Raw genomic sequence first — 23,746 nt, 5'->3', positions numbered from 1 at the left:
GAATCTTATGAAAATAAGTAAAATCGCCTTGTTCACTGGATTGATGTTATCTTTTGCGCTTATCGTTTCAGCTTGCGGAACACCAAACGAAAGCAAAAGCGCTGTTACAGTCGCAAACGCAGAAAATATTGAAAAGGCGTCGTTTGAAGTCACAGGGTTAACCTGTGCGAGTTGTGATTTTGTTGTAGAAAGTGCCATAAAGAGTGTAGATGGTGTCCAGAATGTACAAATTAAAAGTAAGATCGGTTCTGGAACGGCGCAAGTTGAATTTGATAAAAGCAAAACGGATCTAAAAACAATTCAAAAAACGGTGATTGATTTAGGATATGGTATTCAATAAGTTGTGAAAAACTATCGTTAAGGTAGGTGTTTGTTTATCATGAAAAAATATCGAATCCAAGTGAAAGGCATGACCTGTACGGGCTGCGAAGAACACGTTGCAACAGCACTTGAAGGTATTGGGGCCAGAAATATTAAGGCCAGTTTTCGGCGGGGAGAAGCCACACTTGAATTACCAGACGACGTAAATATTGAAACCGCAAAGCAAGCCATCAACGAAGCGAAATATCAATCGGGAGATGCGGAAGTCATGGAGTCTTATGACAAACCGGTTCTCGACGGTAAGGGTGATTATGATTTATTGATTATTGGATCAGGTGGAGCCGCTTTTTCGGCCGCAATTAAGGCGGTCGAACATGGCGCAAAAGTCGCTATCATTGAACGTAGTACCGTAGGCGGAACTTGTGTAAATATTGGCTGCGTTCCATCCAAGACACTGCTTCGTGCCGGTGAAATCCATCATCTCGCTAAAAGCAACCCTTTCTTGGGGCTAACCACATCGGCTGGGTCAGTTGATTTGGCACAATTGGTTGAGCAAAAAGATGAACTTGTTGGCGAACTTCGCCAGCACAAGTATGTCGATTTAATTGAAGAATATGGATTTGAACTCATTCGCGGCGAAGCCAAATTTATTGATGAAAAAACGATAGAGGTTAATGATCAAAAGTTTAGGGCTAAACGATTTTTAATCGCCACAGGCGCTTCCCCTTCCATTCCGGACATTCCAGGTTTACAAGAAGTGGATTATCTGACTAGCACGTCCTTGTTGGAGCTGAAGCAATTACCCAAAACCCTTGCTGTTATTGGTTCGGGGTATATCGCCATGGAATTAGGTCAGCTGTTTCACCAATTAGGCTCACAAGTCACGTTACTGCAAAGAAGTCCACGGCTCTTGAAAGAGTATGACCCGGAAATATCCGACGCAGTGACCAAAGCATTAACAGAACAAGGCATTCAGGTTATTACCGGTGTAACCTATGAACGCGTTGAAGCCATTGGCGACCTGAAACAGGTTTATCTTTTGGTAAATGGCGAATACAAAGTAGTGAAGGCCGAGAAACTTCTTATCGCTACAGGACGAAAACCGAATACGGAAGCACTCCATCTTAGTGTGGCTGGAGTAAAAACAGGTTCACGGGGAGAAATCATTGTTGATGAATACTTAAGGACCGCAAACCCCAACATTTATGCGGCTGGTGATGTCACCATGGGTCCACAATTTGTATATGTTGCTGCTTATGAGGGGGGGATCGCGGCAGATAATGCTATCAGGGGATTAGAACGTAAGGTCAACCTTGAATCCGTTCCAGGCGTTACATTTACTTCCCCGTCGATTGCTTCTGTTGGATTAACGGAAGCACAGGCAAAGGCAAAGGGTTATGAAGTGAAGACGTCCGTTCTACCTTTGGATGCCGTTCCGAGAGCGCTTGTGAATCGACAAACAACCGGTGTCTTTAAGTTAGTCGCTGATTCAAAGTCGTTGAAAGTATTAGGTGCCCATATTGTCTCTGAAAACGCTGGGGAAGTCATTTACGCCGCGACATTAGCAGTAAAATTCGGTCTAACCGTTGAGGATTTACGTGAAAGCTTTGCGCCGTACTTAACGATTGCAGAAGGATTAAAACTGGCAGCTCTGACGTTCGATAAAGACGTTTCTAAATTGTCTTGTTGTGCTGGGTAAATCTCCCCCCGTTTGTTTTATTCGGGTCTGTAAAATAAAACGTGGAACCTTTGAAAACGAGAAAAAAATGGGCCGGTTTCGATTGTAACGGCCATAGGTAACGCCGCGAGAAACGGCGTGCTGATTAAAGGCGGGATTCACCTAGAGGAAACGGGCCATCTATCGGTCATTGCTTTTGATAAAACCGGGACGTTAACGAAGGGTATTCCGGCGGTGACCATATCGTTACAATGACAGGCCGCAGCATAAGCTTGAAGCGATTAAGCAACTAAAAGAAACCGGCAAAGTCGCGATGCTTGGTGATGGTGTGAATGACGCTCCGGCTTTAGCTAGTGCAACGGTTGGCATTGCCATGGGGGGAGCCGGTACCGACACCGCATTAGAAACGGCCGATATTGCGCTCATGGCCGATGATCTAACGAAGTTGCCCTTTACGATCCGATTAAGCCGGAATACGCTGAACATCATTAAACAAAACATTGCTTTTGCGCTGATCATTAAGCTGATCGCCTTGCTGCTGATTGTTCCGGGTTGGCTAACGTTATGGCTTGCCATCTTTGCGGATATGGGAGCAACGCTGATCGTAACGTTAAATAGCTTGCGGCTACTACGAACCAAGAGAGAGTGAAAACACCTGTCACGTTCAAACAACAAAGGCCCCTGCATCTGCAGGAGCTTTTTTTGTCGTTTCCTAAAGGCGTTATTTTCGATTTACAAACTGTTTACAATATAATTCATTGATTATATAAGCGAATTCGTATATATTTATTGGTGTGAAATACAATAGTATGGATACACCGCTTGAGGGGAGGTATGACATGGAACAAATCAATGAAGTGGCAGAGAACTTGAAACTGCTCGGAGATAAAACTCGACTCACGATGATGGCCTTATTGAAAGAACGCGCCCTTTGCGTATGTGATATCGTGGAGCTGCTGGAAACATCACAGCCCAACGCCAGCCAGCATTTGCGTAAATTAAAAGCCGCGGGGCTTGTGAACGAAACACGTAAAGGCCAATGGATTTATTATTCGTTAAATATTGAAGATAAGCCCTATATTCAGGCGATTATGGGCTACCTTCCATCGTTAAAAGAAAAAATCGATCAAATCAAAAATGATTGCGATTAGTGCGGAGGATTACATGGCTATTACTGCATTTCTTATTTTTTTAGTGACCCTAACGTTTGTCATTTGGCAGCCAAAGGGATTAAATATCGGCTGGTCCGCAAGTACCGGGGCGATTCTTGCATTAATTTTCGGCGTAGTGAGCTTCGCGGATGTCGGAACGGTAACCGGCATCGTGTGGAACGCAACCTTGGCGTTTGTAGCCATTATTTTAATCTCCCTGGTGCTCGATGAAATCGGTTTTTTTGAGTGGGCAGCCTTACATATGGCACGGCTGGCACGTGGTAACGGTCTACTCATGTTTGTATTTATCATCCTGCTTGGTTCTGCGGTCGCGGCCCTGTTTGCCAACGATGGAGCGGCCTTGATCATTACGCCGATTGTGCTCGCCATGGTTCGGGCGCTTAAATTTGATGACAAGATGATCCTGCCGTTTATTATGGCGAGTGGGTTTATCGCCGATACGGCTTCATTGCCGCTTGTCGTCAGCAACTTGGTCAACATCGTATCTGCCGATTATTTCAACATCGGTTTTGCGGAATACGCGAGCCGTATGATTGTGCCGAATTTCTTTTCCATCATTGCGAGCCTGATTGTGTTGTATTTGTATTTTCGGAAAAACATCCCGAACAGCTACGATCTCACTCAGTTAAAAAAGCCGAAGGAAGCCATTAAGGATATGAGGCTGTTTAAATTATCTTGGGTCATTTTAGGGGCTTTGCTCGTCGCCTATTTCGTTAGTGAATTTTTCACCATTCCCGTGTCCATTATTGCCGGTATAGCCGCAATAGCGTTTCTTTTCGCCGCGAGAAAAAGTCCTGCGATTCATACCTGGAAACTCGTAAAAGGCGCGCCCTGGGCAGTCGTGATTTTCTCCATCGGCATGTATGTGGTCGTTTATGGTTTGCGTAATGCCGGGCTTACGGATGCACTAGGCAGCGTGATTCAAGCAGTCGCAGACAAAGGACTGTTTGCTGCTACCCTAGGCATGGGCTTTATCGCAGCGATCCTGTCGTCCATTATGAATAACATGCCAACGGTCATGATTGATGCACTGGCCATTCAAGGTACACAAACCGAGGGATTCATTCGAGAGGCGCTCATCTATGCCAATGTGATTGGTTCGGATTTAGGTCCGAAAATTACGCCAATCGGGTCCCTTGCAACCCTGCTTTGGCTGCATGTGTTATCCACCAAAAATGTCAAAATCAGCTGGGGCTATTATTTTAAAGTCGGCATTCTGTTAACCATTCCCACGTTGTTCATTACCCTCACCGGTCTTTATGCATGGCTTTATGTTCTCCAAACGCTACAGGTGAATGTATGGCTATGTATCGCAGCGATTGTTGGTGTGCTTGTGGTGGTTGCGATGATTATTAAGACTTTTTTGGGAAGTAAACAAGCTAAACGAGGGCATCAAGGCGCTTAACTGTTTCACCATTCGAACTCATAAAGGAGATTGTTCACCATGGAGAAAAAACCTTTAGTTTACTTTTTGTGCACCGGAAATTCTTGCAGAAGTCAAATCGCGGAGGGCTTTTTAAAGGCTTTGGGAGGCGACAAATATGAAGTGAAAAGCGCAGGTCTTGAAGCGCATGGACTAAATCCGCGTGCGGTTCAAGTAATGAATGAAGCTGGCGTGGACATTAGCAAAAACACTTCCGATGTAATCGATCCGGATATTTTGAATCGTGCCGATTATGTCATTACCTTGTGCGGCCACGCCGACGAGCATTGCCCTGTGATTTCCAACAAGAACGTCACCAAATGGCATTGGGGGTTTGATGATCCGGCAAAGTCTACCGGAACGGAAGACGAAATCATGAATCAGTTCCGCACCGTTCGTGACTCGATTAAGAGCCGGATTGAGCAGTTCGTCAAAGAAGGGAAATGAGGTGGATTCCATGATCAAACGAATGCATGTCGCATTAAACTGTACGGATCTAAACAAGTCCCTTGACTTTTATCGTGCTTTTTTTGGAGCAGAGCCCAGTAAGATCAAAGATAATTACGCCAAATTTGAATTAGAAGATCCGGCGCTGCATTTTTCGCTCAATGTCCGGCCGTTCGAGCAAAAAGGCGTGCTGAATCACTTGGGATTCCAAGTGAATGACACCGAGGAAGTGCTGGCGATGGGGGAACGGCTTCGTCAAAGCGGGCTGCTGCTGATTGACGAGATGAATACTACATGCTGCTATGCGGTGCAGGATAAAGTTTGGGTGTATGACCCGGACGGCAACGCGTGGGAGATTTTCTACACCAAAGAAGATTCCGAATTTGAATCAGCCGGCGAAGCCAGGGATTTGTCATTGTGCTGCGCGCCGCCAGCGGCCCCGGTTCCGATTGAATTTGGATCATTTAAAAAAGGAGTGTAGTCCATGTCGTCTGAAAAAAACTACCATGCTTTGATCCCGGATAAAATTTTCATGGGCGCGGCAGCTGACGTTGAGTCGATGGTGAAAAATGAAGGCATCGACGTGATCGTGGATCTGCGCGGCGAAGCAACGGAATGCGCCTATCCAGCGGCTAATGCGAAATGGATTCAAATTCCGTTAGCGGATAATGCTGCTGTGCCGCAAGAAAAAGCCTTTGAGCAAGCGATCCGGGCCGTCACCGAAGCTTATCATCAAAACAAGAAGGTTGCGTTTCATTGTGGCGGAGGAAAGGGACGAACCGGTACGGTAGCAGCGGGTACCTTACTTGCTTTGGGATTAAGTTCTACGCTTGATGAAGCTGAGGCAAAAGCAAAGAGCATCCGGAACATCATTGATATTAAGCCATCACAGAAAGAATCTCTGAAAAAACTATATCCCGATAAATAAAAATATAAGGGGCTGTCCCATAAGCTTCTGGTTGGCCTATTTCCTTAGGTGCATTACGATGGCGGTAGCCGGGAGAACGTGGGCTTTTTTGGGGTTCGACCCCGTCAAAAAAACTGTTCTCCCACTGCCCCCAATGACCATGTTTGAGCTGGTTGAGGCTATGACCTCGCATCACAAGCGAAGCTATGGGTTTGGAACCATCGTGGGAGTGCCGGCGGACTATAATTCAGGAGGATGAAATGGAACCGGTTGTAGGTTTGGATGTATCGAAAGGGACAAGTATGATCCAAGCATTTCTTAAGCGTAATGAGGCCTATGGAAAATCGGAATCCATAAGGCACACAGAATTGGGATTTAGGCGACTTGGGGAAGTGCTGATCGAGCTCAGAGAACGTACGGAGAAGAACCGGTTGTCATTCTGGAGGCGACAGGCCATTATCACCGTGTCGTGGTGGCGTATTTGGCAACAAGCGGAATCAAACATATCATCGTCAATCCGCTTCTGTCCAAACGTGCGAAGAGCGCACAACTTCGAAAGGTGAAGACGGATGCGGCGGACGCTTGGCACTTGGCCGAGATGTATTACCGCGGCGATGTGCACCCGCATCGAAGCTGGAACGAGAATTATACGGAACTTCAGCATGTAACCCGACAGCACGAATTCGTCACCTCGCTTTATGTTCAGGCGAAGCTCAATATGCGGGCGCTGCTGGATCAGGTGTTTCCTGCCTATGAGGAAGTGTTCTACGATCTCTACTCAGTCACGGCTCTAAAGGCTTTGCAGGCTTGCTTGTCTGGTCAGACGCAAGAATTGGATGAACTCATCCGTCAGGTTGCCGGGAAGTCGCATTCCGAATCCTGGATAGGTACGAAAACAGAGCGGTTGGGTAAGATCCTGCAAGTGTGGTCAAGGGAGAAGAAGAGCGCCGCTCAAATTCAGATGCTGTCGAGTATGGTTTCGTTACTTCTCACCATGCGGGAACAGCTCCAAACGGTTGAAGAGCAGATGGATCGGCTAGCGGAATTACTGCCGGAAGTCGAACTCATAAAGAGTATTCCGGGGATAGGGAGATAAACTGGCAGCAGCCATAGTGTCGGAAATCGGAGACGCAAGCCAATTAGGAGATGCCAAGCAGCTTGTAGCATTTGCGGGGCTGGATCCTGGTGTATACAGCTCCGGACAATTTAGGGCCTCTAGCAACCGAATAATAAAGCGGGGCTCAAAACGCTTGCGTAGAGCCTTGTATATGGCAGCTCAATGCGGATTAAGGCGCGGCACGAACCCAAGGCTAAAGGCTTACTATGATAAGAAAAGACTAGAGGGCAAGCCCTACAAGATGACGGTGATTGCTTGCGCCAACAAGCTATTGCATCACATTTACGCCACCTTGAATAAGAACCAGCCCTACCACGCATAAACCATATTTAACCAAAAACCTCCACGCCAATGGAGGTTATTTGGCATGCTCAGAAAATTACATCAGCAATTCGATTCTAAGCCAAGATCTCAGAGCATGACAAACATTAGCTGGTTTTGCTGCTAGCTTGACAAATTTGTGAAATCAAGCGGTTTACGTTCCGATCTGCATTGAACCTTGGAGTGAGACGGTGTTGTGAACGGGGAGCATGGCAAATTATAGATTAAAGCAAAAGGCAACGATAATGATGCGGGTCTACTGATGTAATCATTAAGACTATTTTTCTTTGGTCTTGTTGTAGTCAAGGTTGAGATTATCCCGCATATCTTAGTCTTTTGGTTTACTGCTGGTTGAAGCATTCCAGCATAACTAAATAAATCATGGACACCGACTTGTAGGCATCCGATATTCTAACAAAATTAAGAATGGAAAGGTTTTTCACCGCACTTCAAACTCGCCTATATAGGAATAGTTGAATTCTTGCAACGCTTCCCTAATTGTTCTTAAGAGAGTCAGTTGCATTTACAAAAATTGTATATTTTCTTTAATACCATGCGCTTATGAACGATTATCAAAGTCTATGAACGTTCTGTGATTAATTTGTGTGAGACCGGTGAACAAAGAATGAATATGTTTTGACAAATGAATAAATAACTACTCAATATAGTTAAATTATTGTACCATCTTTTTTAAGCGGATCTAAGGTCATAATCCGTAAACTATGATTAGGAAGGTGGAATTCAGTAATTAAGAAAGGGATATGTTATGAACTCAAACTTCGCAGAGTGAATTCAACAAATAAGCCTTAATGTAATTGGGAAGGCCGGCGATCCATTGCTGAAGTTGAGTTTTGATTATTTTTTGGATTTCCTTGCTTGTCTTTTTTAGGGTATCTTCAAGAAGCTCGATTAATTGCTGTAAATCCAATTATCTAACTACAACCAAATCAAAGAAAGGGGAATCTGTATGAAAGTAAAATGGGCTTTATTTGTTTTCATTTTCACTATTATCACAGTGTTAACCGGTTGCGAAAAGCCGTTAACGGTCTTGGATCCTAAAGGGCCTCAAGCTCGAACGACAGCCGATGTCATTATGATATCGATTTGGACAATGGCGATTGTTGTCATTGTCGTTATCTTGCTTTACGTATTTATGATAATAAAATACCGTGCGTCTAAACAAAGAAAAGATTATGAACCTCCTCATATTGAAGGTAGTCTTAAACTTGAAATAATTTGGACGGCTATCCCGATTATAATCGTAGCTTTCCTATCAGTTGTTACGGTTAAATCGACATATGAAGTTGAGGCAATACCGAAAGGATACGAACAAAAACCATTAGTTATTTACGCTTCATCATCTAACTGGAAGTGGCATTTTAGTTATCCGGAAGAAAATATTGAAACTGTTAATTACCTGTTTATACCAACAAACCGACCAATTCAATTTAAACTTTATTCATATGGACCAATCTCCAGTTTCTGGATTCCTCAACTTGGAGGACAAAAATATGCGATGGCTGACATGGTTAACACGTTAAACTTGGCAGCTGATGTTCCAGGGGAATATATGGGTCGAAACGCAAACTTCACCGGTGAAGGTTTTGCTCAGCAAACGTTCAACGTTAAGGCAATGCCTCCAGAAGAATTCGATAAATGGGTAGATGAAATTAAAGCTACTGCTGAACCTCTTACTAAAGAAAAATTCTATGAATTATTAGAACCAGGTCACCTTGGACAGTCCACGTTCACTGGAACTCATTTAGGTTTCTCACCACCTCCAGAAGGTCATCATAACCAAGAATCATCTGACACTAAAGAAACTGACTCTGAGGAATCCGATGAATCTGACGAAGATTCACCCGAAAAAAATTCTGACCAAAGCAACATGAACAACATGAATCATTAAGATTTAACAATCGTTCGATAAAACAACTAGTTTTGCATTAAAGCAATATATTTCCTGAAAGGAGTCACAAAAGTATGGATTTCTTTGATCGATTTGCCGTACCTAATCCAGGTCCTACGATTTACGCATCGATGGTTGCCATTGCTCTTACTCTTATCGCGATAATCGTTGGATTAACCTATTTTAAAAAATGGGGCTATTTATGGCGTGAATGGTTAACGACAGTTGACCATAAACGTATCGGTATTATGTATCTGATATCTGCTTTGCTAATGCTATTCCGCGGCGGTGTAGATGCTATTATGATGCGTGCCCAAACTGCTGTGCCTGAAAACACGTTGCTAGGTGCACAGGAGTATAATGAAATTTTCACTACGCATGGGGTTGTTATGATTATATTTATGGCTATGGCATTCGTTATGGCCTTAATGAACTTCGTTGTTCCATTACAAATTGGAGCTCGTGACGTAGCGTTCCCACGTTTAAATGCACTAAGTTTTTGGTTTTACTTTTTCGGAGCGCTGTTGTTCAACATCTCTTTCGTAATTGGTGGATCTCCTGATGCAGGTTGGTCTTCTTATTTTCCACTTGCAGGTACTGAATTCAGTGAATCTGTAGGAACGAACTATTATATGTTTTCTCTTCAGATTTCAGGTCTTGGTACATTAATAACGGGTATTAACTTTATCACTACCATTCTTAAAATGAGAGCACCTGGTATGACATTAATGAAAATGCCAATGTTCACATGGTCTGCCTTAATCACTAACCTTATCATCGTTTTCGCTTTCCCTGTATTAACAGTGGCGCTTATAATGGGGACAATGGACCGACTATTTGCAACAAACTTCTTTACTTCGACTAATGGCGGGATGGACATGCTTTGGGCGAACTTGTTCTGGGTTTGGGGACATCCTGAAGTTTATATCTTAATCTTGCCGGCATTCGGTATTTATAGTGAAATTATCTCAACCTTTGCACGTCGTAACCTGTATGGCTATAAATCAATGGTAATCTCTATGGTGGCTATCTCTCTGCTTTCATTCTTAGTATGGGTTCACCATTTCTTTACAATGGGTCAGGGAGCACTAGTTAACAGTATCTTCTCGATTACAACTATGGCGATTGCTGTTCCGACCGGGATTAAGATCTTTAACTGGTTGTTCACGCTTAGAAAAGGTAAAATTGTTTTTACCGTTCCAATGCTTTATTCATTAGGTTTCATTCCGATTTTCACAATCGGTGGGGTGACCGGGGTTATGCTTGGAATGGCAAGCGCTGACTACCAATACCATAATACAATGTTCTTAGTAGCTCACTTCCACTTGGTAATTATTCCTGGTGTTGTATTCGCTATGCTTGCCGGTCTCACTTACTGGTGGCCAAAAATGTTCGGTTTCATGCTGAATGAAAGAATTGGGAAATGGGCGTTCTGGTTTATCTCAATCAGCGTTTGTGTAACATTCTTCCCAATGTTTATCTCTGGTTTAGATGGTCAAGCACGTCGTATGTACACGTACTCTGAATCAACTGGATTTGGTCTATGGAACATGATTTCTTTCATTGGAGCCATCGGGCTAGCGATCGGGTTTGCTCTAATTGTTTATAACGTTTACTACAGTATTCGTTACTCACCAAGAAATATTCATGCTGACCCATGGGATGCACGTTCTCTTGAATGGGCTACTCATAGTCCAGTACCAGAATACAATTTTGCAATTGTACCAACAGTTAATTCAACTGAAGCATTCTGGGATTCGAAGAAAAAGGGCTTTAAATTATTCAATGGTAAAATAGAGAAAATTCATATGCCAAATAACAGTGGCGTGCCGTTTATCATGGGTAGCATCTTCTTCGTATGGGGTTTTGCATTTGTATTCGGCATGTGGACTGTTGCAATCCTTACAACAATCGGTATCTTTGCTTGTATGGCCCACCGCTCATTTGAAAAAGATCACGGCCGTTACATCCCTGTTGAAGAAATTGAAGAGACAGAAAAAAAATTGCGAGGTGCTAACTAATGAAAATAGATCACTCGCTGCCACTTGAATATAGCACGGAACAAAATCGCTTAAATATCTTAGGATTCTGGATTTTTCTTGGAGCGGAAATTGCGCTTTTTGGAACGCTTTTCGCATCCTATTTCACATTAGTTGATCGGACTGGAAACGGTCCTACTGGAGCAGAGATTTTCGAAATTACCCCAGTACTAATTGAAACAATCTTGCTTTTAACAAGTAGTTTTACTATTGGTCTTGGTATTCACGCAATGCGTATCGGCAAGCAAAAAGCGATGATGACATTCTTTGCTATCACGCTACTTCTTGGTCTAGGATTCTTAGGAGTTGAAATTTATGATTTCGTTATGTATGTTCACGAAGGAGCAGGACTACAAACTAGTGCATTTACAGCTATCCTATTACTTACATTAGGAACGCATGGAGCGCACGTTACATTTGGTTTATTCTGGGGATTATTCATCATCCAACAAGTTAAAAAGCGCGGGTTGACTCCTGAAACAACCAATAAAGCATTCATCTTCTCTCTTTACTGGCATTTCCTGGACGTAGTTTGGATCTTCATCTTTAGTTTCGTCTACCTGAAAGGAATGATGTAAACATGAAAGAATTATTCCCGCGCAAACAAGTAGTGGGCTTTGTATTTTCACTGATCCTTACTGCAGTTGCTCTAACTGTTTACTTCTTTGACATGTCATTCACAGTAGGCTCGACGATTCTTCTTGTAACAGCATTCATACAGGCAGCCGTTCAGCTAGTTGTGTTTATGCACGCTGGTGAAACTAAGGATAAAAAATCAATCTATACGAGCATATATTATGGATTATTCATAGCTCTAGTTACCGTCTTCGGTACTTTACTAACATTGATCTGGGGATACTACTAATAATACGAATGTATCAAAGAGGGCGTCTATCCGGCGCTCTCTTTTTGTTCATGTAATGCGCAGCCACCATTTAATTTTATCTACTATTCCTCCTACACACATCTATATATGCAAATTACATATTCACTTTATTTTTTAATCTTTGTCACCATCTCTTCAGAAGCTACTAGAAACACCCCCATTAAAAAGATAAAAGCAGCGCCCATAACTGTACCGATACCAATGCCTGTTACTGAACTGTAATCGGTTACAAAAAAACCGTACAAGAAAATGACAATTCCAATTATTAGTACAGTACCACCTATATATTTCACAGCATTTAATATTTTTACATATGATTCCATTTCACTCATTCTCCTTTTTTGTATATTATTCATCAAGTTCACAAAATCGTCAAGTATTTCTGTCGTTTTTCTAAATTTTCCTGACATTCATATGAACATGAATGCGGAATGTGGATAACCTGAAGATAGCTATTTTAGTTCAGCACGAAATCGGCGAATTGTCTTGCTTGAGAAAATTAGACCGCTTTACAAAGATGGCGGTCGTCCTCCTATCGACCCAAGAGTCTGCTTTCGGATGCACTACCTTTACTTTACACGCCCGGAGATCTCCTCGTCTCGGGATCTGGTGATGCAACTAAAGGAGCCCAAAAACCAAGCATAGCGTAACTTTATCGGGGTCCCCAATATCAAAAAGGTGCCGGCTCACAGCTGCCTGAGCAACTTCCGAGCCAAAGTCAGTGCCGAATTGTTTTATGCCATTCTTTTCGATCTCATTGCCCAAGCGTTAAAACTGAAGGATTTTTTACTGCCGACGCTTACGGGCATCGATTCCAGGCCGATTTGGGCTAACGTCAACGGATACAAGCACAAACGCTGCTCTTGCCCGGATCAGAACAAGTGCGCTTGTGAGAAGACATACTCCGATCCGGATGCCACCTGCGGTGTGCAGCGAACGAAGGCGAACCAGAACAAGTTTTTCATTGGCTACCGGAAGCATTCTATCGTCTGTCCCAGCCCGAAAGGTCCAATTGTCTTGTTCTCTATCCTCCTCCCCAATGATACGGCGGACGTCAAAGTGATGCTGCCGCTCATTGAAATGATGAAGAAGATCGAAGGATTGAAGGTCGACTATCTGGTGGCGGATTTGGGTTATTTCGATGCCGACGATCAAAAGGAGGCGCTCCTGAAGCACGATGTGGCGGTCGTAACGGAAAACAAGAAAAACACCATCATTCCTGAACACTGCTCCCCCGAAGGAAAACCGGAATGCGAGCAAGGTCATGTCCTTATGTTCGACGGATTCGATAAAGATACATACACCGCCTGGTTTCGCGGAGACGATGAGAAATGCGCCGCCTGTCCGCTTCAAGGCCTTTGCGAGAAGCAGTTCGACTATTCCTTCACGGAACCCCCGGTTTTCCACGGCCCTGTACCACAGGGAAGCATGCTGCAAGAACACATGCTGAAATTCCGTAAGCAGGTGGAGTTGGCGTTTGCACAAGAGTCGAATCAGCTGACTTCCGTCATGAAGCATAAGAAGGTGCCGGTTCGTACAACCAAATGCGTCGAGAAATGGTTCATCCTGCGAGATGCGTTTCGGTTGATTGAGCGAATGATTGCGCATGTACGGGAGACGGTTCTACCACCGAATCATGTTGCAAACATGAAAAAGCTGCAAGAGATTCAAGTGGAGCAAATCTCGCTGCCGCTGGCAGGGTAAATCACCTCCAGAAGCAATTGAAAAAAAAAAGAAAATCACGGCACAAGGGATACGTCTGTCCAAAATTAAGGACTGAAATTGAATCGGTGCCGATGAAGATTAATCGATCCCATGGCACCCCTTTCATTTCCAATTTTGGAGTCTCTATTGGCTACTTATGCTGCTGTCTTCAAACTGAAATAGTGCTTTTTGAACAGCCTCTTAAGGGGAAATTTTATGGACAAATGGAAAAAACATCATTAAAGGAATATTGTGAAGATGATTTATACAAGTTTCAAGGTATTGTCATTAATATACTATCAAACGTAGTATTTAATAATGGATATATGTGTTATTTTTAGGTAGACGAAAATTATTCGTCAATCAAAGAAAGTCGGCACACGGAACGGATGACGAGGTGATCCATTCATACAACTGACATTATTAAAATGTGCTTATTTGCTAACTTCTATGGTATGAGGAGAATTCAATATGTTAACAATTGTTTGGATCCTGGTTTTGGTGGTCATGGGATCATTCTTTGGCTTGGCTTTTGTCCGCATTTTTCAGGGCAAAAAACTTCAAGCGAGCATTTGGGCTGTTTTGTTAATAATGAGTATGTTTTTGTTTTATTTTGCTATAGCCAAAGGATATCTGATGGTACCCCCACAACACATGGGGTGATTTAGAGATAACCTCATTGTTTAGTTTGAAAAGCCATTAGATTATTTATTGAATTGACTGCAAAAAAAGGTAGAAAGAGTCGAATTACAAAGCTGACTCTTTCTACCTTTTTTACTTATACCCATCCAAAAATTCTGGCGAGTTGTGTTGTGGCAAAAACTACGAAAATGGCTATAAAGGTAGGTATCAAGAATGCCAGGAATGTCCATTTTGGACTACGTGTTTCTTTAAAGATATTGATTAATGTTGTGCCGCAGGGATAGTGAAGGAGTGAAAATAACATCATGTTCAGAGCGGTCAACCACGTCCATCCCTGATCGAGAAAGATACTTTTGATATTCTCAAAACCATCTGCGTCCACCATTGCCCCTGAAGAAAGGTAACCCATAAGCAAAATCGGTAGCACGATTTCGTTTGCCGGAAGGCCGAGAATAAAGGCCATCAAAATAAAACCGTCGAGTCCAAGTAATTGGGCAAATGGATCAAAAAATGAGGCCATATGATTTAACACACTGGTACCGTCAATGAAAATATTTCCGAAAATCCAAGTGATAACTCCAGCAGGTGCAGCTATAATAATCGCACGTTTTAATACAGACCAAGATTTGTCTTTGGATGAGATCAAAATTGTTTTTAAAAATTGAGGCCGGCGATATGGAGGAAGTTCGAGCGTATAATGGGTGGGAACACCTTTCAGCGCTGTCTTGGAAAGCACCCAAGATATAGTCAATGTAACCACAATGCCGAACAATACCATTCCCATAACGACCAGTGCGGTGGTCAGAGAATGTAGTTGACCAGCTACACCAGCAGCCATAAAGAGGGAAGAGAGTAATATCAAAGTAGGCCATCTGCCATTGCATGGCACAAAATTATTGGTCAGAATAGCCAACATACGTTCACGCGGCGATTCAATAATTCTTGTTGACATAATGGCAGCTGCATTGCATCCGAATCCCATAGACATCGTAAGGGCCTGTTTGCCATGCCCGCCGGACTTCTTAAACAACCGGTCCATGTTGAAGGCAACACGGGGGAGATAGCCGAAATTCTCCAATAGGGCGAAAACGGGAAAGAAGATGGCCATCGGAGGGAGCATCACGCTAATAACCCATGAAGTGCCGCGGAACAGTCCTAAGACCAGCAAACCGGTCAGCCAAGCTGGAGCATTGATAGCTTCAAATCCTGTAACTAAATAGCCTTCAATCCATCCAAAGAAAGTAGCCAGCATGGATGAGGGAACATTTGCACCGGCAATGGTAAGCCAAAATACGATGCCGAGTATGGCGAGCATGATTGGGTATCCCCAAATCGGTGATGTCAAGATTTTATCCAAATGGTACGTACTCATTAACTTTTTACGATCTTTATAAATCAGGATATCCTGGCATAATTCTCTTGCATTGGCATAAATATCGCTGACCATCTGTTCACGGATGGTTTCGTCACCTGTAAGAAACTTTTGTCTTAATTGATTTACAGCTGAATTATGTGTGACAGCTTGAGTTTCCATAGGTGTTCAGCTCCCTTCCAACACCACTGCTTTCAAATCTCTCCATGGCGTCCAGAATGCTTTGATCACCTTCCAAAATACGGAGTGCCATCCATCTTGAAGGATAACTGTCGCCAAGCAAATTTCTAATTTCACTCTCTATAGCTCTAATTCGATTTTCTATTTCTTCTCTGTATAGAATTTGTCTGGGTTTAGGTACAATATTTCCTGATACGACATCATAGATCGATGATTTTAAGCTTTGGATTCCTTCTTTTTTGCGGGCCGATATCTTCACGACAGGAACTCCTAATTTTTCGGAAAGCTTTTTTTCATCAATTTCAATTCCAAGTTTTAGAGCTTCATCCATCAAATTAATACAAAGGATCGTTTTGCTGGTCATTTCGAGAACCTGTAATGCGAGATTCAAATTTCTTTCCAAAGATGTAGCATCAAGGACCACCACGGTTACATCCGGTTTTTCTAAAATAATGTAGTCACGAGCTACTTCTTCATCCACGGAGTTAGTGAACAATGAATAAGTACCCGGGAGATCGATGACTTTGTAAGTTTGATTCTGATATTCATAACTCCCTTCGGCTCGAATAACGGTTTTTCCTGCCCAGTTACCTGTATGTTGACGCAATCCCGTTAATGTATTAAACAAGGTGCTTTTTCCCGTATTAGGATTTCCTGCTAAAGCAATCCGGAAGGTCACCATATTATTCTGCCTCCTTTAGTTCGCCAAAAATCAGATTTGCTTCTTCTCTTCGTAGTGCTATGGTTGTATTGCTTACACGATAAGCAACGGGGTCGCCTAACGGACTTTTTTGCAGCACTTTAACTATTGTGCCAGGTACAAATCCAAGGTCAAGCAGTCTTCTCCGCAGCACACCGGGCACTTCACACTTTACTAATTGAATACACTGTCCAGTTTTACATTCAGATAGAGGGATAAGATGGGGAGCATTCATGGATTCATCCTCCTCGTTAAATTGAGCAAACCGCCACAATGTTTGCCTAGGGCAACTTTTAGGTCGTAAAAAACCAATGAATAAATGTTCATGTGTATATTTTATGATATCACAAAAAAAGTGTTACGAGTACAACAATTTTTTCCTAAGGCAAAAAATGAGGGTGTCAAAAACTGTACGCAAAGTGTTTGTCTGTATAGTGGAGAACAGGGTGAATAACAAGTTTTACAAGGAGGAATTTTCAAAAGGGAAGCGATGGTAAATAGGGCTTGCTGAACGGGTCACATTTTACGGTAGCAGGAGCAAGCGGACTGCGAGTCTCGACAACAGCCATTGCAAAACAGGCAAAAAGAGAACCCGGAGTCTCTTTTCGAGGTTCATCACCAGCAGTTGCAGCCCGATTATGGTCTCGCTCGTCGTCTGAAGGTGCGCTCGAATACGGCCAAGCCCGTAGCTGCGCTTGCCCTCGCCGAACTTTCCTTCCACCGCATTGCGCGCGGTTGTATCCGCCTTGGCGATTTTCTTCTGCTCTTGCTGATCGGCTGACGGACGACCCAATTGCGGTCCGCTCAATCGTATTCCCTTCTCCTTGCAGAAGCGCAAGTTGTCCCGCGTGCGGTAAATCTGATCGGCCAGCACCGCTTTCGGATAAGTGCCGAACCGAGCGCGGTAGCGTTCCACTGCAGCCTGCAACGTCTGGCCTTCGTTGTAGTTGTCCCAGGACAGGTGCTCCCGGAACGCATAACCGTTCACCACGCTGATCGCCAGCTTCGCCCCGAACTCGACGTTCGCGCGGGCTTTGCCGCGCACGATCGGCCTCACGTGCGGCTGCGCGATGCTGACGATCCGATCCGGTACGCTGTGCGTACGTTTGTCGTACATCGCTTGCTGCTGGCGAACCAGTTCCTGAATGACCAGAAGTTCCTTGTACATGCGGCGTGGCAGCCGCGTCAGGCCGCCCGTGGAGGCAAGTTCGGCGATGATGCGCAGATCACGGGACACGAACCGCAACTGCTTGCGGATTGCTTTGCGCATCGTGCGCGGCTTCACGCGCCTTTGCTTGGCAACCGCCAGATAGGCTTTGCGGGCACGCTCCCGGTATATTCTTGGCTTGCGAGTCTTTCCGCGTTCCGGTTCATGCAGGATGTCGATGATTTGCTCCAGCTTTTCTCTGGCCTGATTCAGAAGAGACAGATCCGTCGGGTAGGCGATGTCCGCCGGCGCGCAGGTCGCATCCAGCAGCAGTTCGCCCTCGTTCGTCAGTTCTATCTGCCGCGGCTGCGGTTCTGCCGATTCGTCGGATGTGTGCGCGGCAGCTCCGCCGCTTGGATCATCGTCGTCGTCCGATTGATCTGGAGATTCGCTGTTATTGCGCGATTCTTCGAGTGCGATCCACTCATTCACTTCATCGATGATCTCGCCGCCCAGCCGCTTGCGGAAATGCGTCATGAGCGAATGATGAAACGGACGTCGGTATTGGTATTCCGGAAGACCGAGGAAGTACTGCAAATACGGATTCTCCAGGATCTGCCGAAGCGTCTCCCGATCGTCGGTGCCCAGCCGCTCCTGGATGATGAGCGCGCCGAGCGCGACACGGATCGATACGGCTTTTTGACCCTTGAGGCTCTTTTTGAAGTTTTTCGCATACTTCTCCTCGATTTTCCACCAGGGAATCATCTGGGCCAGAAGCACCCAGCGGTTATCTTCTGCGAGCTTCCCGCCGAACGGCAGGAAGAAGTCGCCTGGCATGATCATTTGGCTCTCGGTTCGCTGATACAATTCGGACGCCTCCAAGTGCAAGGTTTTTCACGGTAAGCCTCTGTTTTCCTTGCACTTCATTTCGACAAAAGAGGCGCCAAACCCTTGCTACTATTGGCTTTTTCTTTCGTTCAGCAAGCCCTAAATAGCCTTGCTTCCCTTTCGATATTTGGTAGACACAGTATTCTGATTGCTTATTCGGAAGGTAGTAAATTTACCTAGACATGACGATATGGGTCACTAGTTCAAAAATGATTCTGGATTTATTGCCTTTTCATTAACCCGAACTTCAAAATGCAAATGAGGTCCAGTGGAACGGCCAGTAGAACCAACTTCACCAATGAGTTGGCCGCGTTTTACCAAATCCCCTTTTTTCACTTTTATGCCGTTCATCCTCATATGAGGATATAGGGTCCAAAGACCGTTTCCATGATCGATAACTACCGTATTTCCATAAGTGCTCCACCACTGAGCAACAATTACTGTCCCTGCTTCAGCTGCGAGGATGGATGTTCCTGAAGGGGCGCCGATATCGAGACCATTATGAGAAGCCCCCGATTTACCAGTTATAGGATCGATACGAGTTCCAAAATTCGATGTAATGGGGTACTTTTTAGGAAGAGGCCACTGAAGCTTGCTATTTGACGATTTTACACTAGTATTGCTTCTGGCTTTCAGCAGTGCAGCTTGCTTACTCGCTAAAGCCATCAATTTCTTTTCTTGTTCTTCCGATACTTCCTCCAGATATTCTTCTTTTTGATTTAGTGACAGGATAGCAACTTCTTTGTTTTTTTCTTTTAGAGCGAGCTCGGACTTTACACGTTCTGCTTCTTGTAATAATAGCTTTAATGATTCCTGCTGCTGCTTAATGGCTAAATTGGTTTGAGCAATCATTTCACGGTCTTTTTCCAAAGAATCTAATAGCCGCTTGTCCTGCTCCAGAATAGACTTGAGGGCTTCAAATCTTTCGATAAAATCCCCGAAACTAGTTGAGCTGAAAAGAACGTCGAAATATGAAATCATTCCATTCATATACATCACTTTCAACCGAGTTTCCATTGATTTTTTGCGTTCATCAACTCGTTCAATGGCTTCATTTAACCGGTTCACATTATCCTGAAGTTCTGAATCTTTTATTTTCAGCTTCTGCTGAAGATCAAAAAGTTTCTCTCCTGCAGCATCCATCTGACCCTGAATAGCTGTTATTTCCGATTTTATTTGTTTTTTTTGTTGCTCAATTTGGTTAATTTCTTTCGTTATTGTTGATGATTTTGCTTTTTCTTCGGTGATAGACTTATTAATTTTATTTAGTTCTTGATTAATTTGACTTTGATTCATCTGAGCAATCCCGGTATTAGGGAGAATGGCAGACAGTATCAAAGTCGAAATAATGAAATAGTAGCTTTTTCTCATGTTTCCTCCTCTGCAGCAAAGATTCAAAAGAACTACCATAATAAAAACTACAATACATCGTTTTTAAAGTCAAATTTTGTCGGAATAAGCTATAGTTATACGGCTCCAGTGTCGTGGTGCTTTTCTTACTAATTATTCTGCGACGTTTGGAACTGCAGCAAATGCCGCTGTCTGAATTTTTAGCTTTGCAGTTTGTCTGGATTCCAATTTTGCAAATCATCCTTTTGTCGACCAGCACCCTTCTGCTGCGCAACAAACTTCAGCTCGTAGGCTTGGTGGTCGCGGTTTTGATCTGGCCATTTTCTACCGGCCATTCCACTTACCCGCGTTATGGGGGATACTTCGCTGTGGGCATGGATCTTGTCCACTTGCTTGCCGTCTCGGTTTGGATGGGGGGATTATGGACACCGATTCAATTGAAATTCACGCCGGAAAATGGACAGGTGCAAGTTGAAGCTGTCGAGGAACCACAAGACGTGCTGATTCGCGTGCAGGATTCGGGCAGCGGCATTGGGCAAGAGGATTTACCGTATATCTTTGAGCGATTTTACCGGGGGGACAAGTCGCGAAACCGGAAAACCGGCGGCAGCGGTTTGGGGTTAACTATCGTAAAGAAGCTAGTCACCGCTCATGGCGGGCAAGTGTGGGCAGAAAGCAAGCATGGAACAAGTTTACTATCCGACTGCCTAAAGAAAACCGTTCATTTTAAGCCAAACACCTGTACATCTACACAGGATCTTCACAAGTGCTGGTTATACTTATACTATCCAGCCAATCGTCTGACTTGGCGCGGAGATCAACACATAGAAAATCGGTTTAGGGGGATGTTTTCCTGAAAAAAATCTTCACACTCGCGATGGCAGTTGTCATAGCAGCAGCGGTCACAGCATGTTCCAAGAAAACGGCCGACGATGGGCATGGCTCCCACGATGCGGGGGGTACAGCATTTACGCACATTCATGGCCTTGGTTACTCCAGCGACGGCAAACGTCTTTTGATTCCGGCACTTAACGGGCTAAAAGTTTATGCCGATGGCAAGTGGAGTGACGCCCCAGGGGAGAAGCATGATTATATGGGTTTTTCGATGGCCGATAACGGTTTTTACAGCAGCGGTCATCCTGCAGTCGGTTCCACCTACAAAAATCCCATGGGCCTGATTAAAAGTACCGATGAAGGGAAATCCATTACCGTTCTGGCTTTGGAGGGTGAAGTGGAACTTCATGGCATGAGCGTGAGTTACCGAACGCATACCGTTTATGTCCTGAATTCCGAGCCAAAATCGAAAATGAAGCATGCTGGGTTGTTCTACAGTCGAGATGAGGGCAAGACGTGGGTGAACAGCCCAATGACTGGTCTTTCCGGGCAGATTACGGCGTTCGCAGTTCATCCGACACAGGACACGATCGTCACCATCGGCACAACCTCGGGTGCTTATCTTTCGAAGGATAACGGTCAAACGTTTGCCGCTGTTTATACCGACCAGCCGGTTTCTGCATAAGCTTTTACGGATCAAGGGGAGCTGCTGATCGGTACCAGAAAATCCGAACTGGTTAACGTTAATCTGGAAACGAAACAACCGGTCACCATTAAAACGCCGGTGCAAAACGGTGACGTGATTGCGTACCTATCGGGGAGCCCGACCAGTCCGAAAGAATGGGCCTCCGCCACCGAAAAAAAGACGTTTATGTTTCCACTGATAATGGTGTCGCTTGGCAGCAAATCGTTGATCAAGGACAAGCCAAAAAAAACCATGAATAGGAGGTTGTGAAATGAAAAAAAACATGGCCAAGATAATGAAAGTCGGAATCGTTTCTGTGGCTACGGCCTTGGCTTTGACGGGCTGTTTCAACAATAACGATTCGTCCTCGCAGCAAGAGGGACATAATACGGGTGTGGGGCAGCAGGAGAGTACCACCCAAAGTCAACCGGCGACAGCGGTTAAAAGTCCATGGTTGGCATCGAAAAACACGACGCGCATCAACACAAACGATCCGGCCGAGGCTGCCGCCGTTATATCGCAAACCCTCTGGATGGCCACAAGTGATGATAACCGGCCGGGCGGCGTGGTCCTTGCGAATCCACAGGATTGGCAAACGACGCTGGCTAGCGCGGATTTGATTCACCATCCGAATAACGGTCCTGTGTTATTCGTGAATAAGGAGGGGATTCCCGACGTCACCTTAAACGAACTCAAGCGGCTAAAGCCGAAAGGCGTGGAGATGAACAGCGGCGTTCAGGTCGTGCTCGTCGGCGATCTCGGTCAAAAAGTAGAGGATCAAGTCAAGGAGCTTGGACTGAAAACGGATAAAATCGCAGGCGGCAATCCAGCAGCGGTAGCCAAAGCAATTGATGCCTATTATACGAAAACCGCAGGTGAGAATCCGCCTTCGGTCATCGTTGGTTCGATGGACAGTCAGGAATATACGATCCCTGCGGTAAACTGGATCGCTCACATGCCGGAGCCATTGCTTTATGTCAAAAAGGATGAAGTTCCTGCGGAAACTATAGATGCCCTAAAAACGCGTGGAGGAAAAGCCAATATCTACATTCTTGGACCGGAATCTGTAGTATCCGCAAACGTGGAAAAGCAATTGGATGAATACGGGAAGGTTGTTCGGATTGCCGGGAACGATCCGTATGAAAATGCCGTTGCGTTTGCGAAATACAAAGACCCAGCAACCGGTTTTGGATGGGGCATTACCACGCCGGGACACAATTTTTCGTTTGTAAGTAAGGATACGCCAGCCTTGGCGCTGGCCGCTGCGCCGTTCTCCCATTTAGGTAAACATGCGCCGCTGCTTTGGACCAATAAAGCTAAGATGCCGGATTCCGTTATGTCGTATGTGATGTCTATTCAACCGAAGTATAAAGAATCTCCCACCGAAGGGCCTTACAATCATGCTTGGTTAACCGGCGGCGATGACGCACTTAGCGCCGCGGCACAGGGCGAGATCGATACGATGCTTGAGATCGTATCCGCATCTGGGGAAGGCCATGGAGGTCATGGTGGTGGCACAACGAACACAGGCACCACACAGCCAAATACTACCGGAGGATCAGCAGGACATGATATGTTTAGCATGCCGGGCATGAAACATTAATGAATGGTTTTACTCTCAAATGGGGTAACCATATAGAACAAACAAAAGGAGGCTACTACCCATGTCGCACGAACAATTTCAATCCTGCATTGAGGAATGTATCCGTTGTATGCAAGGGGGTGCAATCACTGTTATGACGCTTGTCTAAAAGAAGATCATGTCGCGATGATGAAAGAATGCATTCGTTTGGACCGGGAATGTGCCGATATTTGTGCCTTCACCGCGCAAGCAATGTCGATGAACAGTTCCTACGCGAAAGAGCTCTGCCGTATCTGTGCGGAGGTTTGTGAGGCTTGCGGGAATGAATGCAAAAAGCATGAACACGAGCACTATCAACGTTGTGCCGAAGCGTGCTTCTCCTGTGCGAAAGCTTGCAGGGCCATGGCCGCGTAACGGATTGATATCAGCTAAGTAATTTGCT

General features: G+C 44.7%; 23 protein-coding genes and 4 pseudogenes. 20 read left to right on the top strand and 7 right to left on the bottom strand.

The window, feature by feature from the left end:
• Nucleotides 1-7 precede the first annotated feature (7 nt).
• From FKP33_RS27490 to FKP33_RS29490, 9 genes and pseudogenes are all read left to right on the top strand, one after another.
• Nucleotides 8-340 (top strand): heavy-metal-associated domain-containing protein, encoded by a 333-nt coding sequence (locus FKP33_RS27490; RefSeq protein ID WP_155615817.1) that lies wholly within the window; start codon nucleotides 8-10, stop codon nucleotides 338-340.
• A 39-nt stretch (nucleotides 341-379) separates the two neighbouring features.
• A complete protein-coding gene (gene merA / locus FKP33_RS19095; RefSeq protein ID WP_155615818.1) occupies nucleotides 380-2,020 on the top strand; it encodes a mercury(II) reductase in 1,641 nt (546 codons plus the stop codon).
• Between the two features lie 72 nt (nucleotides 2,021-2,092).
• Nucleotides 2,093-2,648: pseudogene (locus FKP33_RS19090) on the top strand (HAD-IC family P-type ATPase); the annotation flags it as partial.
• A gap of 190 nt (nucleotides 2,649-2,838) precedes the next feature.
• Nucleotides 2,839-3,150: an ArsR/SmtB family transcription factor gene (locus FKP33_RS19085; RefSeq protein ID WP_141336092.1), complete on the top strand. Its 312-nt coding sequence runs from the start codon at nucleotides 2,839-2,841 to the stop codon at nucleotides 3,148-3,150.
• Between the two features lie 13 nt (nucleotides 3,151-3,163).
• Nucleotides 3,164-4,576: an arsenic transporter gene (locus FKP33_RS19080; protein ID WP_141336091.1), complete on the top strand. Its 1,413-nt coding sequence runs from the start codon at nucleotides 3,164-3,166 to the stop codon at nucleotides 4,574-4,576.
• Between the two features lie 39 nt (nucleotides 4,577-4,615).
• Nucleotides 4,616-5,041 (top strand): arsenate reductase (thioredoxin), encoded by a 426-nt coding sequence (arsC, locus tag FKP33_RS19075; protein WP_141336090.1) that lies wholly within the window; start codon nucleotides 4,616-4,618, stop codon nucleotides 5,039-5,041.
• 13 nt (nucleotides 5,042-5,054) lie between these two features.
• Nucleotides 5,055-5,522, top strand: coding sequence for an ArsI/CadI family heavy metal resistance metalloenzyme (locus FKP33_RS19070; protein WP_372814071.1), 468 nt, complete (start codon nucleotides 5,055-5,057; stop codon nucleotides 5,520-5,522).
• Between the two features lie 3 nt (nucleotides 5,523-5,525).
• Entirely contained in the window at nucleotides 5,526-5,969 is a 444-nt protein-coding gene (locus FKP33_RS19065; RefSeq protein WP_141336088.1) for a protein-tyrosine phosphatase family protein, read from the top strand.
• Between the two features lie 239 nt (nucleotides 5,970-6,208).
• Nucleotides 6,209-7,387: pseudogene (locus FKP33_RS29490) on the top strand (IS110 family RNA-guided transposase).
• A gap of 771 nt (nucleotides 7,388-8,158) precedes the next feature.
• On the opposite strand, the pseudogene FKP33_RS27985 reads toward FKP33_RS29490, so the two are convergent.
• Nucleotides 8,159-8,308 (bottom strand): annotated as a pseudogene (locus tag FKP33_RS27985) (IS4 family transposase); the annotation flags it as partial.
• Between the two features lie 45 nt (nucleotides 8,309-8,353).
• On the opposite strand from FKP33_RS27985, the gene qoxA reads away from it, so the two are divergent.
• The 4 genes from qoxA to qoxD all read left to right on the top strand — a co-directional run bounded on the left by qoxA (nucleotide 8,354) and on the right by qoxD (nucleotide 12,199).
• Entirely contained in the window at nucleotides 8,354-9,295 is a 942-nt protein-coding gene (qoxA, locus tag FKP33_RS19050) for a cytochrome aa3 quinol oxidase subunit II (RefSeq protein WP_141336087.1), read from the top strand.
• 74 nt (nucleotides 9,296-9,369) lie between these two features.
• Nucleotides 9,370-11,316, top strand: a complete 1,947-nt coding sequence (qoxB, locus tag FKP33_RS19045; protein WP_141336086.1) for a cytochrome aa3 quinol oxidase subunit I — start codon at nucleotides 9,370-9,372, stop codon at nucleotides 11,314-11,316.
• A complete protein-coding gene (gene qoxC / locus FKP33_RS19040) occupies nucleotides 11,316-11,912 on the top strand; it encodes a cytochrome aa3 quinol oxidase subunit III (protein WP_141336085.1) in 597 nt (198 codons plus the stop codon). Before qoxB ends, qoxC begins: the two co-directional genes overlap by 1 nt.
• A 2-nt stretch (nucleotides 11,913-11,914) precedes the next feature.
• Nucleotides 11,915-12,199: a cytochrome aa3 quinol oxidase subunit IV gene (qoxD, locus tag FKP33_RS19035; RefSeq protein WP_141336084.1), complete on the top strand. Its 285-nt coding sequence runs from the start codon at nucleotides 11,915-11,917 to the stop codon at nucleotides 12,197-12,199.
• Nucleotides 12,200-12,327: 128 nt separating this feature from the next.
• On the opposite strand, the gene FKP33_RS19030 is transcribed toward qoxD, so the two are convergent.
• Nucleotides 12,328-12,543 carry a hypothetical protein gene (locus FKP33_RS19030; RefSeq protein ID WP_141336083.1) on the bottom strand — a complete coding sequence of 72 codons (216 nt, stop codon included), beginning with the start codon at nucleotides 12,541-12,543 and terminating at the stop codon, nucleotides 12,328-12,330.
• Nucleotides 12,544-12,706: 163 nt separating this feature from the next.
• Here FKP33_RS19030 and FKP33_RS29485 point away from each other — a divergent pair, with 163 nt between their 5' ends.
• The 3 genes from FKP33_RS29485 to FKP33_RS19020 all read left to right on the top strand — a co-directional run bounded on the left by FKP33_RS29485 (nucleotide 12,707) and on the right by FKP33_RS19020 (nucleotide 14,587).
• Nucleotides 12,707-12,865 (top strand): transposase, encoded by a 159-nt coding sequence (locus tag FKP33_RS29485; protein WP_474323896.1) that lies wholly within the window; start codon nucleotides 12,707-12,709, stop codon nucleotides 12,863-12,865.
• Nucleotides 12,866-12,949: 84 nt separating this feature from the next.
• Complete coding sequence (locus FKP33_RS19025; RefSeq protein WP_181410214.1) at nucleotides 12,950-13,924, top strand: transposase; 975 nt, start codon at nucleotides 12,950-12,952, stop codon at nucleotides 13,922-13,924.
• A gap of 471 nt (nucleotides 13,925-14,395) precedes the next feature.
• Nucleotides 14,396-14,587 carry a hypothetical protein gene (locus tag FKP33_RS19020; protein WP_141336081.1) on the top strand — a complete coding sequence of 64 codons (192 nt, stop codon included), beginning with the start codon at nucleotides 14,396-14,398 and terminating at the stop codon, nucleotides 14,585-14,587.
• A gap of 115 nt (nucleotides 14,588-14,702) precedes the next feature.
• Here the strand turns inward: FKP33_RS19020 and FKP33_RS19015 are convergent, their stop codons facing one another.
• The 5 genes from FKP33_RS19015 to FKP33_RS18995 form a co-directional block, all read right to left on the bottom strand.
• On the bottom strand, nucleotides 14,703-16,100 hold the full coding sequence (locus FKP33_RS19015) for a nucleoside recognition domain-containing protein (protein ID WP_141336080.1): 1,398 nt from the start codon (nucleotides 16,098-16,100) through the stop codon (nucleotides 14,703-14,705).
• On the bottom strand, nucleotides 16,075-16,800 hold the full coding sequence (locus FKP33_RS19010) for a FeoB small GTPase domain-containing protein (protein WP_141336079.1): 726 nt from the start codon (nucleotides 16,798-16,800) through the stop codon (nucleotides 16,075-16,077). The genes FKP33_RS19015 and FKP33_RS19010 overlap by 26 nt, the downstream gene beginning before the upstream one ends.
• A gap of 1 nt (nucleotide 16,801) precedes the next feature.
• Nucleotides 16,802-17,053, bottom strand: a complete 252-nt coding sequence (locus FKP33_RS19005) for a FeoA family protein (RefSeq protein WP_141336078.1) — start codon at nucleotides 17,051-17,053, stop codon at nucleotides 16,802-16,804.
• Between the two features lie 288 nt (nucleotides 17,054-17,341).
• Nucleotides 17,342-18,832 (bottom strand): IS5 family transposase, encoded by a 1,491-nt coding sequence (locus FKP33_RS19000; RefSeq protein ID WP_141336077.1) that lies wholly within the window; start codon nucleotides 18,830-18,832, stop codon nucleotides 17,342-17,344.
• 219 nt (nucleotides 18,833-19,051) lie between these two features.
• Entirely contained in the window at nucleotides 19,052-20,224 is a 1,173-nt protein-coding gene (locus tag FKP33_RS18995) for a murein hydrolase activator EnvC family protein (protein ID WP_181410213.1), read from the bottom strand.
• A 161-nt stretch (nucleotides 20,225-20,385) separates the two neighbouring features.
• Here FKP33_RS18995 and FKP33_RS28575 point away from each other — a divergent pair, with 161 nt between their 5' ends.
• From FKP33_RS28575 to FKP33_RS18975, 4 genes and pseudogenes are all read left to right on the top strand, one after another.
• Nucleotides 20,386-21,060: a sensor histidine kinase gene (locus FKP33_RS28575; protein WP_141336113.1), complete on the top strand. Its 675-nt coding sequence runs from the start codon at nucleotides 20,386-20,388 to the stop codon at nucleotides 21,058-21,060.
• A 20-nt stretch (nucleotides 21,061-21,080) separates the two neighbouring features.
• Nucleotides 21,081-21,722 carry a F510_1955 family glycosylhydrolase gene (locus tag FKP33_RS18985; protein WP_141336075.1) on the top strand — a complete coding sequence of 214 codons (642 nt, stop codon included), beginning with the start codon at nucleotides 21,081-21,083 and terminating at the stop codon, nucleotides 21,720-21,722.
• A 283-nt stretch (nucleotides 21,723-22,005) separates the two neighbouring features.
• Complete coding sequence (locus FKP33_RS18980; RefSeq protein WP_141336112.1) at nucleotides 22,006-23,325, top strand: cell wall-binding repeat-containing protein; 1,320 nt, start codon at nucleotides 22,006-22,008, stop codon at nucleotides 23,323-23,325.
• Nucleotides 23,326-23,386: 61 nt separating this feature from the next.
• Nucleotides 23,387-23,718 (top strand): annotated as a pseudogene (locus FKP33_RS18975) (four-helix bundle copper-binding protein).
• The last annotated feature ends 28 nt before the right edge of the window (nucleotides 23,719-23,746 follow it).

It is taken from the genome of Paenibacillus sp. tmac-D7 (assembly GCF_006519665.1).
In the GTDB taxonomy this organism is placed as follows: Bacteria; Bacillota; Bacilli; order Paenibacillales; family NBRC-103111; genus Paenibacillus_G; species Paenibacillus_G validus.
Note: the sequence above shows the minus strand (reverse complement) of the source record. Positions and strands in the feature narration are given on the sequence as shown.

Excerpts from the sequence above, each read along its gene's own strand:
- FKP33_RS28575 (WP_141336113.1), top strand. The coding sequence starts at position 20,386 with ATGCCGCTGTCTGAATTTTTAGCTTTGCAGTTTGTCTGGATTCCAATT.
- FKP33_RS27490 (WP_155615817.1), top strand. The coding sequence starts at position 8 with ATGAAAATAAGTAAAATCGCCTTGTTCACTGGATTGATGTTATCTTTT.
- qoxB (WP_141336086.1), top strand. The coding sequence starts at position 9,370 with ATGGATTTCTTTGATCGATTTGCCGTACCTAATCCAGGTCCTACGATT.
- qoxA (WP_141336087.1), top strand. The coding sequence starts at position 8,354 with ATGAAAGTAAAATGGGCTTTATTTGTTTTCATTTTCACTATTATCACA.
- FKP33_RS19030 (WP_141336083.1), bottom strand. The coding sequence starts at position 12,543 with ATGGAATCATATGTAAAAATATTAAATGCTGTGAAATATATAGGTGGT.
- FKP33_RS19020 (WP_141336081.1), top strand. The coding sequence starts at position 14,396 with ATGTTAACAATTGTTTGGATCCTGGTTTTGGTGGTCATGGGATCATTC.
- FKP33_RS19085 (WP_141336092.1), top strand. The coding sequence starts at position 2,839 with ATGGAACAAATCAATGAAGTGGCAGAGAACTTGAAACTGCTCGGAGAT.
- qoxC (WP_141336085.1), top strand. The coding sequence starts at position 11,316 with ATGAAAATAGATCACTCGCTGCCACTTGAATATAGCACGGAACAAAAT.
- FKP33_RS19005 (WP_141336078.1), bottom strand. The coding sequence starts at position 17,053 with ATGAATGCTCCCCATCTTATCCCTCTATCTGAATGTAAAACTGGACAG.
- FKP33_RS19080 (WP_141336091.1), top strand. The coding sequence starts at position 3,164 with ATGGCTATTACTGCATTTCTTATTTTTTTAGTGACCCTAACGTTTGTC.
- merA (WP_155615818.1), top strand. The coding sequence starts at position 380 with ATGAAAAAATATCGAATCCAAGTGAAAGGCATGACCTGTACGGGCTGC.
- arsC (WP_141336090.1), top strand. The coding sequence starts at position 4,616 with ATGGAGAAAAAACCTTTAGTTTACTTTTTGTGCACCGGAAATTCTTGC.
- FKP33_RS19065 (WP_141336088.1), top strand. The coding sequence starts at position 5,526 with ATGTCGTCTGAAAAAAACTACCATGCTTTGATCCCGGATAAAATTTTC.
- qoxD (WP_141336084.1), top strand. The coding sequence starts at position 11,915 with ATGAAAGAATTATTCCCGCGCAAACAAGTAGTGGGCTTTGTATTTTCA.
- FKP33_RS18980 (WP_141336112.1), top strand. The coding sequence starts at position 22,006 with ATGGCCAAGATAATGAAAGTCGGAATCGTTTCTGTGGCTACGGCCTTG.
- FKP33_RS18985 (WP_141336075.1), top strand. The coding sequence starts at position 21,081 with ATGGCAGTTGTCATAGCAGCAGCGGTCACAGCATGTTCCAAGAAAACG.
- FKP33_RS19015 (WP_141336080.1), bottom strand. The coding sequence starts at position 16,100 with ATGGAAACTCAAGCTGTCACACATAATTCAGCTGTAAATCAATTAAGA.
- FKP33_RS19010 (WP_141336079.1), bottom strand. The coding sequence starts at position 16,800 with ATGGTGACCTTCCGGATTGCTTTAGCAGGAAATCCTAATACGGGAAAA.
- FKP33_RS18995 (WP_181410213.1), bottom strand. The coding sequence starts at position 20,224 with ATGAGAAAAAGCTACTATTTCATTATTTCGACTTTGATACTGTCTGCC.